This window comes from Croceitalea sp. W27 (assembly GCF_055693185.1).
This window is the reverse complement of record NZ_CM146327.1, coordinates 3,857,696-3,871,784: the sequence shown is the minus strand read 5'-3', so window position 1 is coordinate 3,871,784 and position 14,089 is coordinate 3,857,696. Positions and strand designations below refer to the sequence as shown.

The window sequence follows — 14,089 nt, the reverse complement described above, 5'->3', positions numbered from 1 at the left end:
TAGTAAATTTAACTATGAAAAAAATAATCACTACTTCAAAAGCTCCAGCACCTATTGGCCCTTACAATCAGGCAACTTTAATAAAAGACACCTTATATATTTCTGGTCAAATTCCTATTGACCCAAGTACTGGTGAGCTTGTTGAGGGGGACATTAAAAAGGAAACTACCCAATCTATGGAAAACCTAAAAGCAATTTTAGAAGAGGCTGGAATGACCTTTGAAAATGTAGTGAAGTCATCGATTTTCGTGAAAGACATGCATCAATTCTCACAAATCAATGAAGCTTACGGTGCCTATTTCGATGTCGATACCGCTCCAGCGAGGGAAACTGTCGAAGTTGCCAATTTACCCAAATTTGTAAATGTAGAAATTTCGATGATTGCCGTTAAATAGTGCTTTTGTGAAACTCTACAAGACCATCGATAGGTCTTTGCCTAATTACACCCAGTATTAAATCATTGCGATGGATTACCGTCGCAAGCTCTTCTCTTAAGTAATATGCAATACTGCCTACAAAATTTACAGGAACCTTAGTGGCAAGTTCAAACTGCATAATGTAATTGTTTACAAACTGCTGAAATCCCTTATCAATAACCCCTCTGCAGTAAGGATGTTCTTTGTTTTCTACAATAAACTTGGCGAATGTTGCCAAATACGTATTGGGGTTGGGCTGCTTGTACAAGTGATCTTTTATTACATCGGCATCCAACTCATATTCTTTGGCGAATTTTATACCTAGGTCTTGCGGCATTTTATGAAAATAATAATCTCTCAATAGTTTTCGTCCAAAGAAATTACCACTTCCATCATCCATTAAAATATAGCCCAAAGAGGTTACTTTTTGAAACAGTTGATGCCCATCATAATAACTACAATTAGACCCAGTACCCAGAATACATACAATACCCTGATGACCTATTTTAGTTGTAGAGTATATGGCGGCATAGGTATCTTCTCTTACTTCGCTTTTAGCTTTGGGAAAAAAATCGTTGAAAATTTCTTTCAAAAACTTTTTCATTCTATCGGTACCGCAACCGGCTCCATAGAAATAAAGGTTGGTAACCACCGCCCTGTTCTTGGCTAATTCAAAATTATTTGCTAAACGATCTTCAATAACTTCTCTAGTTAATACCTCTGGACTTAGACCTAAGGTTTGGGTAACAAAAAGTTGCTCTCCTTTACTATCTAAAGCTATCCAGTCTGACTTAGTAGCACCACTATCTACAATTAAAATCATATGTTTTAAAATAAATATTCCTGAAAATAATGAATTTAGTCCTCATAATTTTCAGGAATAGTTAAAGTGTCTTATTTACAGACTTGCAACATGCTGTGCAAGGTCTACCATCTTATTTGAGAACCCGGCCTCATTGTCATACCAAGAAATAAGTTTGAAGAATTTAGAATTCAATTCAATACCTGCTCCTGCATCAAAAATACTTGTATGCGTATCTGAAACAAAATCTTGAGACACAACGGCATCGTCAGTGTAACCTAATACCCCTTTCATCTCTCCTTCAGAAGCAGCTTTAAAGACTTTTTTGATTTCTTCGTAAGAGGTTTCTTTTTCTAATCGAACCGTTAAGTCAACAACAGAAACATCAGCCGTAGGCACCCTAAAGGCCATACCTGTTAATTTTCCTTGTAAAGCAGGAATTACTTTTGTAACCGCTTTTGCAGCCCCTGTAGATGCTGGTATAATGTTTAACATTGCACTTCTACCACCACGATAATCTTTTTTAGAAGGTCCGTCTACAGTTAACTGGGTAGCTGTAGTTGCATGAACCGTTGTCATTAAACCTTCTTCAATTCCGAAGTTATCATTCAAAACTTTAGCTAAAGGGGCCAAACAGTTTGTTGTACATGAAGCATTTGAAACAATTTTATCAGAAGCCTTAACATCTTTATGGTTTACACCCATTACAAACATAGGGGCATCCTTAGATGGTGCAGAGATTACTACTTTTTTGGCACCACCATCAATATGATATTGTGCAGTTTCCATCGTAGTAAAGATACCTGTGCATTCTGCCACGATATCTGCTCCAGCTTCATCCCATTTTAGATTTTTCGGATCTCTTTCAGCAGTAATTCGGATTGTTTTTCCATTGACTACCAAATGTCCATCTTTTACAGCCACAGTGCCATCAAATCTACCATGAACAGAATCGTATTTTAATAAATACGCTAAATGTTCAACGTCTAACAAGTCGTTTATGGCTACAACGTCAACATTATCTCTTTTTACCGAAGCCCTAAAGACCAATCGACCAATTCTACCAAATCCATTTATACCAATTTTAACTTGTGCCATTATTCTATTTTTAAAGTTTAATTAAATTGTCATTATATCAGAAACCCGTATGAGTTCTTCATCTATAGCGGTATGTGCGCTAATAGCTTCTTTTATAGGTACCAAAACCAATTTGGTATCACGAATACCAACCATGTAGTTTGATTTGCCTTCAATTAAGGCCTCAACAGCCTTTACACCCATTCTACTGGCCAAAACCCTATCAAAACAAGTCGGATTACCACCACGCTGCATGTGACCTAAAACAGATACCCTAACATCGTAGATGGGTAAATGTTCTTCTACATATTCTTTAAGTTCAAAAACATTCTTACCTGTTTTGTCACCTTCCGCAACTATTACAATACTTGAAGACTTACCAGATTTTTTGCTTCGTTTTAAGGAATCTAATAATCGTTCTAAACCTAAATTCTGCTCAGGAATCAATATCTCTTCAGCACCTGCACCGACGCCTGCATTCAAGGCAATATGCCCAACATCACGCCCCATAACTTCAATAAAAAACAGACGATTATGCGAACTGGCGGTATCCCTAATTTTATCTATAACCTCAACTACGGTATTTATCGCAGTATCAAAACCAATGGTATATGAAGTACCTATGATATCATTATCAATAGTTCCAGGAATACCCATTACAGGAAAATCAAATTCTTCATTAAAAAGTTGGGCTCCGGCAAAACTTCCATTACCGCCAATTACCACAAAGGCATCGATTCCCGCCGTAACCAATTGCTCATGGGCTTTTTTTCTTCCTTCTGGAGTTCTAAATTCCTCACATCGGGCAGATTTTAAGACTGTTCCCCCTTTATTAATGATATTGTTTACGCTACGCGCATTCACTGGTTTAAAATCACCATCTATCATTCCTTGGTAGCCTCTATAAATTGCAACACATTCCAACTTCATAAAGGCACATGCACGAACAACAGAGCGTATTGCTGCGTTCATTCCTGGGGAATCTCCCCCAGAAGTGAAAACTGCTATTTTCTTGATTTTTTTGGTCATTTCAAAAATTGAAATATCAAAACTAGGAAACTTATTTCAATAAAAGAACGCTGTATTAGTCTATTTATCAATGCATAAACAACTCAAACGTTTTCGTTTGGTGTTTTTTGTCATTTTAATTTTTTTAGTGGCATTTTTAGCGCTTAGGAAGTTCCTTTTTGGTATAAAAACGGATTAGACTATCCTTACCCATAATGTTATTTGGTGTAGTAACTTCTTTAGGTTTTTCTATTTCTTTTTCTTTTTTCTTAAAGACTTTTCGCATCAGTTCTTTGAAAGTATCAAAATCTACTTGATACGATAACCCAAGCCCTTGGGTATACCCTTGTCGCTCACCAATGAATTGCTGTAACTGATTTTCCCTATTAAAAATTTTAGCGCTTAATGTTCCTTCTTCATTTAATAAAACCTGAACCTCAACATCACCGGCTACCACGGTTTCTGATACCCCGCCAACCGGAACCCCTACTCTACCATTTATTAATATTTTATCGCTAATCTGGGTGGAAACCGTAAAACCGAACCGGTCCTCAGTATTTATGCCAGATTCATTATCTAAAAAACCTTGTTCGTAAGATACACCGAAATTTAACTTATCATTATTGCCTGTGAGTACCTGATTTAACAACCCAGAGGCTGTTTGAATTAAATTTCCGGTGACAGCTTGTTGGTTTAAGCCCGCGGTTTCTTGATTTACGAATGTTCCTTGTGCTAATAAAAAGAAGGCATTGTCACTTTTAATTGTTGGATCTTGCAACCTATATTCAAGTTCGGATTGCACCACGGAATTCGTACCTGGAAACTCGATATCAAAGTCTATTTGAGAATTCTCTAATTCTCCATTTAACCGTATGACAACCTCAGTAGGTATGCGCCCTTGAAAATTGTTACCATCCAATAAAGGGGCCGGGTTTGCATTTAATGCATAAACGGCTTCCATATCAAGTGTGGCCTTCAGTGGGTCTCCTTCCCAATTTACGGTACCTCCGGGCCTTACGGTAAACTTTTTATCTATGAGACCCGCACGTTTAAAATTGTACTCTCCAGTAACAACAATAAACTGCCCGTACATATTAAACTTTCCATTGGTATTAATTTCCATCAACAAAAGGCCTGAGCCAGTACCCTTTAATGAGCTACCGCTATTCTGATCAATTACAATTTCGACTTCTGCATCGGGGGTGACATCTAAATCAAAGTTCATTTCGATGCCCTGGTAATCATCAAGAACACGCTCTTCTTCAAAAGATTCTACTTGATTTTTGTCGATGAAATTGATAAAAGAATAATCTCCAACTGCTGTTATATCACTTAAGGGTATTTTAAGTGCACTACCCTTTGCGGTCGACCCCTCAAAATTAATGTTCAATGCGTTGGTCGAACCTGATATGCTACCGGTACCGTTAACAAAACCGGTTCCGTAGTACAATGCATCTTCGTTAAATTCTGTATTTAAAATTAAAAAACGATCATTATTTGTATCTAGATTCAAATCAAGAACCCAATCATCGAATGCCGTATGCGAAATACTTCCATCTAAGGTCCCTTGCGTATTCTCCGTAATATCAGTAAGCAGTATATTTTCAAAATTAAAAGACTGCTCCGCTAAGGTTACTCTAGATCTTGGTGCAAAATCATAATCCACATTTAGGTAAGGTATCCCAATTCCGGCATCGTTTAGAAGCAATTCTCCATCAAAATTTGGGTTTCTGGCATTACCGGTAACCTTAGCGCTTCCACTTACAGTGCCCCTGATATTTGAAATGATATCTTCACCTAAAGGCGCAAAGGGTTCTAAACTAAAGTCATTAAATGAAGCCGTTAGATCAAAAGTAGTTTCTTTGGCGTCATAGACCTTTCCATTTATATTCATCTTTTCAACACCATCTTTTCGCAACCAAGTGTTCACCCCGTATTCAGAAAGGTCATTGTTACCAAAAATCATCATTTCCAAATCACCAAGATTCATCTTATTCACTGCAAAATCTTTTACATTTAAACTTGATGTTGGAAGGTATTTACCATCTTTCTGTAAAATATTTAAGAATCCATCTACTTGACCATCTAATTTTAAACTATCGATTGCTGGTGTAATCTTGTTCAGGGATACTATTTTAAATTGCAGCTCTAAATCTTTGTAGGTAGAGTCTGCCAATTCGCCTCTTAAACGAATTTGTTCACGCTTATTGTTATTCATTACTATCTCTTCGATAGTAATACTGTCTAAGCTTTTGTTAAGGATGATTTTATTTTTTGTGTTTCCTTCTTCATTAATAACCCAGTTATTGTCCTTAAAACTAACATCTGACTTTTTTAAACCAATGACAGACTTATTCTCTTGATTAAAGGTGTGGTAAAAATTAAGGTTATAGGCATCATTGTATTGACTACCACCCTTAAATTCTGTTCTAAAAAATAAGGTGTCTTTTAGTTTGGTATTTATCAGATTAAACTCGTTTATGTCATAGTAAACCGTGGACATATTTTCTACAGACAAAAAGGTGTTGAACAAGGGGTTTTTATTATCGATTTGTAGTTCTACCGTTTCTAGTTTATTCTTGTAGGCTTCAATAGCAGGGGATTTAAAAGTTAACTTAAAATCGCCTTCATCGGCTACAATATTACCTCTAATAAAAGTCTCTGGCCCTAAGCTGACTTCAGGAAAAAACACCCCGACGAACTTGTTATAAATCTTAAAATTGAAATTGATACGCTGACCAGAGGAAACCTCATAGGGTTTGTAATTTGTATAAATACTACCGACGGAGTTTTGCAATAACCTGCCAAGTTCGGCAACCCTATACTTTCCTTTCAAATATCCTGAAACTATATCCGGAGACTCTATTTTAATGGTTCTTACAGTATCTTTTTCAAAGGAAGAGGACACCGCAAAATCATCAAAAAAGTATATTTCATTTTTATTTTGATAGGTCGTATTCTCAAACTTGATATCTCCGGCCAGATTATCTAAATTATTGCCAGATATATCCATTTTAACTTCCCCTTTAAAAATGGAAATACTATCATTTATAAAATTCATCAACTTTAAATCGGCATAATCAACATCTGCACTAAAGTTAAAGTCATTACGCTCTTCGCTAAAGTCTGCCAAGCCCTCAAAATCGAAACGTAGATTTTTATCATTACAAATTAAACTTCCATCAAAAAGCTCGTCTTTTAAAATTCCAGAAACCTTTATATCATTGTATTCGTAGTTATTAAATTCTAGTTTATATATTTCGCCAATAGCCTCTGTATTAAGATATTCTGCAATAAAACCCCTTCCTTCAACATTTACATCTAGCGATGTTTTACCAAACTTAGGGTCATCTATAAAATCTCCCAGATCAAAATCGGTCAAAGAAATTAAGCCACGATACGAAGCATCATCAATATTATTAATGTTGGTCATCTGCAAATCTGAATAACTACTGCCTATTGCTGTATTAAGGTTTACTTGTGCATCAATAGAGGTTTCTGTAACCTCTGCTTTACCACGTACCGTAAATTGACCGAATTTTTTAAATGAAGTAGGTATCGTTTTACCTAAAATATTTGGTAGCAAAGCACGAAGCTGATAATAACTAGAAGTAACATTATCCATATTGGCATCCATCACAAATGGCTCAGTCTGCCTGAAAAGATTCTTAAATTTAAAGTCACCTCTAATACCTGTATTGTCAGACCTTAGAATCAGCTCCTTGACAATTAAATCGTTTAAAACACCCGAGGTCTTTGCAGAAAATTGGGCCGTAATGTCTTGCCCGAACTCATCAAAATAGGTATTCACTTCATTAAACGCGACTAGGGATTCGTTAAACTCGGCGTTCACTTTTACCTTATCTAGAAAATCTGAAAAATCTTCTCTATCGTAATCAAAAACAAGACTGCCGTTTAACTTAGATTCAGGTGTTTGAATGGCCAATGCATCAAAGCGCATTTGTGTTTTTGTGTATTTGAAATCAGTTTTTAAGTCATTAATTCTTAAACCTCGTTTACTTAACAACGATAATTCATCAATACCGATTGTAACTTCTGGACCGACTATTTGAAAGTCACTAGCCTTTATTTCTAATTGGTTAAAGTCTAGAACGGTCTTATTTTCTAGGTTTTCATCGGAAAGTTTGAACCTACTGTCTTCCATAGTAATTTCAGAAGACGACATTAAAAAAGGTGGTGTGCCCGGTTCTCTTGGTTTTCCATCATCTAACTTATCTACAAAAACATCAAGATTTGTATCAGATTCACCTGAGTAGGTTTTCATATTGAAATAGAGTCGATCTACCTCTATATCACCAAATTCTAAATTTCCATTAATCATATTTCTGATGCTCAGTACAGAAGTATTTAATTTATGAATATGAAAAAGCGTGTCTTGTCTATAATCTTCTACATAAATACCCTTTATATCGGCACTCATTGAAAAGGGAGAAAAATGTATACGCTCAATGCTGATATTCGTACCAAACTCTTGATTGATACTATCTGTGGCATATTTGGCAATACGCGTCTGTACAATGGGTAAAGAAAATAGCACAGAAATCAAAACCCCAAGAATTAGAAGTGCCAGCAAGGCTCGAAGTAGTATTTTTTTCAGTTTTTTGATAGCGCTTTACCCTTTATCTTTGTATACCCAACTTTTGTTCCAAAATAGGTGAAAAATCAAGAAAATTTCATTCTAGCCATTGAATCATCGTGTGATGATACCTCAGCTGCAGTGCTTTGCAATAAAAAAGTGCTCAGCAATGTAGTGGCCACGCAAGAAATACATCAAAAATATGGTGGTGTCGTACCCGAATTAGCATCGAGGGCACATCAGCAAAATATAGTTCCAGTTGTACATCAGGCGTTGGCTCAGGCAAATATCGATAAAAAACAACTATCCGCCATAGCATTTACTAGAGGGCCGGGATTAATGGGTTCGTTATTGGTAGGCACTTCTTTCGCCAAATCTTTATCGTTAGGTCTAGCTATTCCATTAATTGAAGTAAATCACATGCAGGCGCATATTTTGGCCCATTTTATAGAAGACAGGGAACAGGAAAGTCCGGATTTTCCTTTTCTCGCCATGACCATTAGTGGAGGGCATACACAAATTGTATTGGTAAAGAGCTATTTTGAAATGGAAATTATCGGAGAAACCTTGGACGATGCCGTTGGAGAAGCTTTTGATAAAAGTGCAAAACTACTGGGTTTACCTTACCCTGGTGGACCACTTATTGATAAGTACGCCAAACTTGGTACCGAAAAAGCTTTTGAATTTCCAAAACCAAAGGTTGATGGGCTCAATTTTAGTTTTAGTGGACTTAAAACAAGTATTCTATATTTTATTCAAAAAAAGACCAAAGAAAATTCGGAATTTATCAACGAGAACTTAGCCGATATCTGTGCCTCAATTCAATTTACCATTCTAGAAATTTTAATGGACAAATTAAAACTTGCCGTTAAGCAAACCGGGGTGAAACGAATAGCGCTTGGTGGTGGAGTCGCCGCAAACTCAGGTATACGATCTCGTCTTGCAAATGCGGAAGAAGAATTCGGTTGGAAAACCTATATTCCAAAATTTGAATATTGTACGGATAATGCAGCTATGATAGGTGTTGTAGGCTATTTTAAATTCTTGGAAAAAGATTTTGCAGAACAGAACATAGCGGCAAAAGCCCGATATAAATTAAGCTCTTAAAAAATGGAAAAGTGGTTGCAGAAAATAGAGTTAGAGCTAAATGGTGTACAATTAATTCCATTAAAAAAAGAACATAAGGAAGATCTTTTAAAGGCCGCTTCCGACGGTGAACTATGGAATTTATGGGTTACCAGTGTTCCATCAAAAGAAAGTATTAACAACTACATTTCCACTGCACTCGAACAGCAAAAGATAAAAAAATCCCTCCCTTTTGTGGTGGTAGATATGAAAACGAACACCATTATTGGTGCAACACGTTTTTGTAATATCGAAGTTGAAAATAAACGTTTAGAGATTGGTTATACTTGGTATGCCAAGTCATATCAACGTACAGGGGTCAATACCATTTGCAAGCTTTTGCTATTGCAACATGCCTTTGAAGAGTTAGATGCCATTGCCGTTGAATTTCGAACGAATTGGTTCAACTATGCCTCTAGAAACGCTATCACCCGTTTAGGGGCTAAACAAGATGGTGTACTAAGAAATCACAGAATTAATACTGATGGAAGTTATAGGGATACCGTGGTTTTCTCAATTATCCAAAGTGAATGGCCAACTGTGAAAAAATCATTACTTTTTGAAATCGAAAAACACACAAAGAAAAAAGCCTGATGCAACTCTTTTATAATGCCTCGTTAGATAATAGTTTTAAACAATTTCACTTTCCTGCGGAAGAAAGTAAGCACATTGTTAAAGTGCTTCGAAAAAAAGAAAATGATATTTTAAAAATTACTAATGGTAAAGGCTATCTCTTTGAAGCTAAGATTATAGAAGCCAACCCTAAAAAGTGTAAAGCTCAAATAACTTCAACTGAAAAAACCATCCCAAGATTGCACAGTTTGCATTTAGCCGTGGCCCCGACTAAAATGAACGATCGTTTTGAATGGTTTTTAGAGAAAGCAACTGAAATCGGTGTCAATGAAATTACGCCTATTCTCTGCGAACACTCTGAACGTAAGGTCATTAAACCCGAAAGGCTTGAAAAAGTGCTTCAATCGGCGATGAAGCAATCACTACAAACCTTTCTTCCTAAACTAAATCCGTTAACCACTTATGAAGACTTTTTAAAGAATGTCACCGGTGACTTAAAATTCATTGCCCATTGTGAAGACGAAGAAAAAGCGGAATTAAAAAGGCGATTGGCAGCTGACAAGGACGTTGTAATTCTCATCGGGCCCGAAGGTGATTTTTCCTCTAACGAAATACAACTCGCCTACGATACTGGTTTCACTCCTGTTTCCCTTGGTAGAAACCGCTTACGCACTGAAACTGCAGCTATTTATGCTTGTACGGTTGTAGCTATAATAAATAGCTAGATTGCCCTTTTAACCGCCCCGGTAATATCGGCCACCTCATTTTCAGTAAGTAACAACAATGTCACTTTATCTTTTGATGAGACAATGCTCGGGATTGTTATGGCACCTTCTCCATTCTTATTTTTAAGCTCAAGATACTTTTCGGCCACAACAATATTGGAATTTTTAAGGGTTCGGTTCCTATTTTCTCCTCTTTTTACAGAAGTCGTACGTTCATCCAATACCAGAACTGCGCGTAGCTGTTTGCCCTTAAGTTCACCTTCAATGTTATAATCAAAAGCTATTGTGGTTCCTTCTTCTTTTATTTTAGAGAGTGTTATGGTATTTTCAGATTGCAGTGAACCATACTCCCTAATTTTGTTCGTTAGCTTGGCACCGTCAGAACCTACAAAATGTTCCTTGCCATTTACCACCAATTGCGGCGTGTAATTACTTCTGTATTTGAATTTTTGATTGTAAGAACGTTGTTTCTTGGTATAAATAGCTTTGCTGAAGGGGTCTTCCCATCCGATATAATTCCAATAATCTACATGATACGAAAGAGCAAACACCTTATTCGGGTATTGCGCTTTCACTTTATTTAAAAGTACATCGGCCGGTGGGCAACTTGAACAACCCTGTGAAGTAAAAAGTTCTAAAACAATTATAGGTTCATATGCAGCGTTCACATCGGTTTTTAAAGCTTCATCATGAGTTTTATGAGATAGGTTCATTAAGGCCAAAAAGAAAATACCCGTTAGTACCAGTGTCGGAATTATGATTTTTTTATACATGAAATACAGTATTTTTGAATTAATAAGTTATTCGGCAATACATGAAATACCTTACCCTAGCATCCTTTATTTTAACTTTTTTTGTGATTAACTCGGTTACATCACAAGAAATAGCCATACTCAAATACGGCGGAGGCGGTGATTGGTATTCTAACCCAACAGCACTGCCCAACCTAATTCGTTTTTGCAACCAAAATATTGACACAAAAATCAAGGACAAACCTGAAACTGTAGCGATAGGTAGTGTTGCCATTTTTCAATATCCTTTTTTGCATATGACGGGTCATGGCAATGTGTTCTTTAGTAATGAAGAAGCTCAAAACCTACGAACTTATCTTTTATCGGGTGGTTTTTTACATATTGATGATAATTACGGCATGGAACCTTACTTGAAAAGAGAGCTTTTAAAGGTTTTTCCCGATAAACAGTTAGAAGAACTTGGAGCCGACCACCCCATTTTCAGCCAGAAATACAAATTCCCCGAAGGGCTACCTAAAATTCACGAACATGATGGCAAAAGACCACAGGCGTTCGGTTACTTTCACGAAGGAAGACTTTTGTTACTATTTACTTTTGAGAGTGATTTAGGTGATGGTTGGGAAGACCCATCGGTACATAACGACCCAGAAGCAATTCGCTTAAAAGCCTTGCAAATGGGGGCAAATATTGTAGCTTACGCATTCAAATCCTGAAAATGACCTCAAAAACCATTGCAAACGGAATTCTAAGGGCTGTTTTTATCTTAACGGCTATTGTTCTTGTAGGATATTTTTTGTTTAAGATTCAGTCGGTATTGGCCTATTTGGCCATTGCAGCGGTCATAGCGCTACTAGGGAGGCCGATAGTTCTGTTTCTAAGGCGAAAACTTAAATTCCCCAACCTCTTGGCCGTAATATTAACCATGCTTTTAATGTTGGGTGTTTTTATTGGCATTCTGGCCCTATTTGTTCCACTTATTACTGAACAAAGCAAGAACTTGTCTTTACTAGATATCGATGACCTTAAAGCAAATATAAACACACTCTACCTACAAATAGTAGATTATTTTGGAATAACTACCACCAATGTAAATGAAATCATTGAAGACTCAGAAATTGAGAAAAATGTTTTAGAAGGCATGGACCTAAATTTTATACCCGATTTTATAAACTCTTTGGTGGGGGTTTTAAGCAATTTTAGCGTTGGGCTTTTCTCCGTTCTATTTATCTCTTTTTTCTTTTTAAAGGATAGTAAATTATTTCAAAACGGAATTCTAACTTTCGTTCCAGATAACAAAGAAGGTAACATGGTAAAATCGATAGATAAAATAAATAATTTATTATCGCGCTATTTTGGCGGTATACTTTTACAGCTATTTATTTTGTTTGTTATTTACACCATTACCCTCTTAATTGTAGGCGTAGAAAATGCCATTGTAATTGCATTTTTATGTGCGCTTTTTAACATCATTCCCTACGTGGGTCCGATCATTGGTGGAGTGCTTATGATTACCCTGACCATGACCAGTAATTTAGGCATGGATTTTAGCTCCGTAATTTTACCTAAAGCGCTGTATGTTTTTATCGGTTTAACTATCGGGCAACTCGTAGATAATTTCTTTTCACAACCCTTTATTTTTTCAAATTCCGTGAAGTCACATCCCTTAGAAATTTTCTTGATTATCATCATTGCAGGGCTTTTATTCGGAGTGGTAGGAATGGTGATCGCGGTGCCAGGTTACACGGCAATTAAGGTGATTTTAAAGGAATTTCTAAGCGAAAATAGCTTTGTTAAGAAGTTGACTAAAAATCTATAGCTTTAGTTTGAATAAAAATATCTTAAAAACTGGTGTTCAAAAGTTTATAAAAAATAATTGGAATGCTGACATCGTGTCAGTTTTGCTAAAAAAGCAACAATTTGAGGGTGTTTCTCAAAAAGAACTTGCAGAACAGCTCGAAGCGAAAAAAAAATGCCAAAGCAAGCTCCCTACTTGGTTTACTACTCCTCTACTATACTACCCGAATAAACTGAATATTGAACAGACCAGTTCGGAGCAAACAGCAAAATACAAAGCTAGTTTAGTACGGGGAAAAACGCTCTTAGATGTCACCGGTGGGTTGGGTGTGGATAGCTATTTTTTCTCCAAGAAAATGAGTGCAATTGTTCATTGTGAAATAGACCAAAATTTATCTAAAATAGCAGCTTATAATTTTAAAATTCTAGGTGTGAAAAACACCACTTTTAAAGCTGAAAATGGCGTCGATTTTTTGCAGCATTCTGAGTCCGATTTTGATTGGGTTTTTGCTGACCCTTCTCGCCGAAATGAAGAAAAAGGGAAAGTGTTTTTATTGAAAGATTGTTTGCCAAATATTCCTGAAGAATTAGATTCAATTTTTGAAAAGACAAAAAATGTCTTGATAAAAACCGCTCCCCTTTTAGATATTAAACAAGGAATTTCAGAACTGCAATTTGTAAAAGAAATTCATGTTGTTGCCGTAAAAAACGAAGTCAAAGAATTGCTATGGATTTTAGAAAAAGAATATGAAGGAGACATAAAACTGAAAACTATTAATCTTCTCAAAGAAGGTCAACAAAATTTTGACTTTACACTTTCTAAAGAAAAAAGGGCGCTTTCTGAATTTAGTTTGCCAGCTACCTATCTCTACGAACCAAACGCCGCTATTTTAAAGTCTGGAGGATTTAAGTCTGTTGGTGAAAATTTTGGATTACAAAAACTTCATGAGCACTCGCACTTATATACTTCTAATAACTTGATTGATTTTTCTGGGCGTTGTTTTAAGATTAAGAGCGTTATTGCTTACAACAAAAAAGATATAACAAAACTAAGTCTTAAAAAAGCAAACATCACTACCCGTAATTTTCCTGAAGCTGTAGCAACTATCCGTAAAAAACTAAAAATAAAAGATGGCGGAAATGATTATTTATTCTTTACTACCGACTTAAATGAACGTCGCATCGTTATTCATTGTCAAAAAGTTTAAAGCCTTTAATTC

The 14,089-nt window shown here is 36.2% G+C and carries 12 protein-coding genes; 7 read left to right on the top strand and 5 right to left on the bottom strand.

Annotation, left to right across the window (positions count from 1 at the left end; genetic code table 11):
* The first annotated feature begins 14 nt into the window (after positions 1-14).
* Positions 15-395 (top strand): RidA family protein, encoded by a 381-nt coding sequence (locus ACZ1GR_RS17695; RefSeq protein WP_377767738.1) that lies wholly within the window; start codon positions 15-17, stop codon positions 393-395.
* Here ACZ1GR_RS17695 and ACZ1GR_RS17690 read toward each other — a convergent pair.
* The 4 genes from ACZ1GR_RS17690 to ACZ1GR_RS17675 all read right to left on the bottom strand — a co-directional run bounded on the left by ACZ1GR_RS17690 (position 388) and on the right by ACZ1GR_RS17675 (position 7,897).
* Positions 388-1,239, bottom strand: coding sequence for an N-acetylglucosamine kinase (locus tag ACZ1GR_RS17690; RefSeq protein ID WP_472610172.1), 852 nt, complete (start codon positions 1,237-1,239; stop codon positions 388-390). The genes ACZ1GR_RS17695 and ACZ1GR_RS17690 overlap by 8 nt on opposite strands.
* A gap of 75 nt (positions 1,240-1,314) precedes the next feature.
* A complete protein-coding gene (gene gap / locus ACZ1GR_RS17685; RefSeq protein WP_472610171.1) occupies positions 1,315-2,316 on the bottom strand; it encodes a type I glyceraldehyde-3-phosphate dehydrogenase in 1,002 nt (333 codons plus the stop codon).
* A 21-nt stretch (positions 2,317-2,337) separates the two neighbouring features.
* Positions 2,338-3,324: a 6-phosphofructokinase gene (gene pfkA, locus ACZ1GR_RS17680; RefSeq protein WP_472610170.1), complete on the bottom strand. Its 987-nt coding sequence runs from the start codon at positions 3,322-3,324 to the stop codon at positions 2,338-2,340.
* A 136-nt stretch (positions 3,325-3,460) separates the two neighbouring features.
* The gene (locus ACZ1GR_RS17675) at positions 3,461-7,897 is read right to left on the bottom strand and encodes a translocation/assembly module TamB domain-containing protein (protein ID WP_377767734.1); all 4,437 of its coding nucleotides are present in this window, start codon (positions 7,895-7,897) and stop codon (positions 3,461-3,463) included.
* Positions 7,898-7,978: 81 nt separating this feature from the next.
* Between ACZ1GR_RS17675 and tsaD the strand changes: the two genes are divergently transcribed.
* The 3 genes from tsaD to ACZ1GR_RS17660 are packed head-to-tail and all read left to right on the top strand — an operon-like array spanning position 7,979 to position 10,323.
* On the top strand, positions 7,979-9,007 hold the full coding sequence (tsaD, locus tag ACZ1GR_RS17670) for a tRNA (adenosine(37)-N6)-threonylcarbamoyltransferase complex transferase subunit TsaD (RefSeq protein ID WP_472610169.1): 1,029 nt from the start codon (positions 7,979-7,981) through the stop codon (positions 9,005-9,007).
* 3 nt (positions 9,008-9,010) lie between these two features.
* The gene (locus ACZ1GR_RS17665; protein ID WP_472610168.1) at positions 9,011-9,619 is read left to right on the top strand and encodes a GNAT family N-acetyltransferase; all 609 of its coding nucleotides are present in this window, start codon (positions 9,011-9,013) and stop codon (positions 9,617-9,619) included.
* Positions 9,619-10,323: a 16S rRNA (uracil(1498)-N(3))-methyltransferase gene (locus tag ACZ1GR_RS17660; RefSeq protein ID WP_472610167.1), complete on the top strand. Its 705-nt coding sequence runs from the start codon at positions 9,619-9,621 to the stop codon at positions 10,321-10,323. The genes ACZ1GR_RS17665 and ACZ1GR_RS17660 overlap by 1 nt, the downstream gene beginning before the upstream one ends.
* On the opposite strand, the gene ACZ1GR_RS17655 is transcribed toward ACZ1GR_RS17660, so the two are convergent.
* Complete coding sequence (locus tag ACZ1GR_RS17655; RefSeq protein WP_472610166.1) at positions 10,320-11,096, bottom strand: DUF1223 domain-containing protein; 777 nt, start codon at positions 11,094-11,096, stop codon at positions 10,320-10,322. The two genes, ACZ1GR_RS17660 and ACZ1GR_RS17655, sit on opposite strands and share 4 nt — an antisense overlap.
* A 41-nt stretch (positions 11,097-11,137) precedes the next feature.
* On the opposite strand from ACZ1GR_RS17655, the gene ACZ1GR_RS17650 reads away from it, so the two are divergent.
* The 3 genes from ACZ1GR_RS17650 to ACZ1GR_RS17640 are packed head-to-tail and all read left to right on the top strand — an operon-like array spanning position 11,138 to position 14,077.
* Positions 11,138-11,788: a DUF4159 domain-containing protein gene (locus tag ACZ1GR_RS17650; RefSeq protein WP_472610165.1), complete on the top strand. Its 651-nt coding sequence runs from the start codon at positions 11,138-11,140 to the stop codon at positions 11,786-11,788.
* Between the two features lie 2 nt (positions 11,789-11,790).
* Positions 11,791-12,891, top strand: a complete 1,101-nt coding sequence (locus ACZ1GR_RS17645) for an AI-2E family transporter (RefSeq protein ID WP_472610164.1) — start codon at positions 11,791-11,793, stop codon at positions 12,889-12,891.
* 7 nt (positions 12,892-12,898) lie between these two features.
* Positions 12,899-14,077, top strand: a complete 1,179-nt coding sequence (locus ACZ1GR_RS17640) for a THUMP-like domain-containing protein (RefSeq protein ID WP_472610163.1) — start codon at positions 12,899-12,901, stop codon at positions 14,075-14,077.
* Positions 14,078-14,089: the final 12 nt, after the last annotated feature.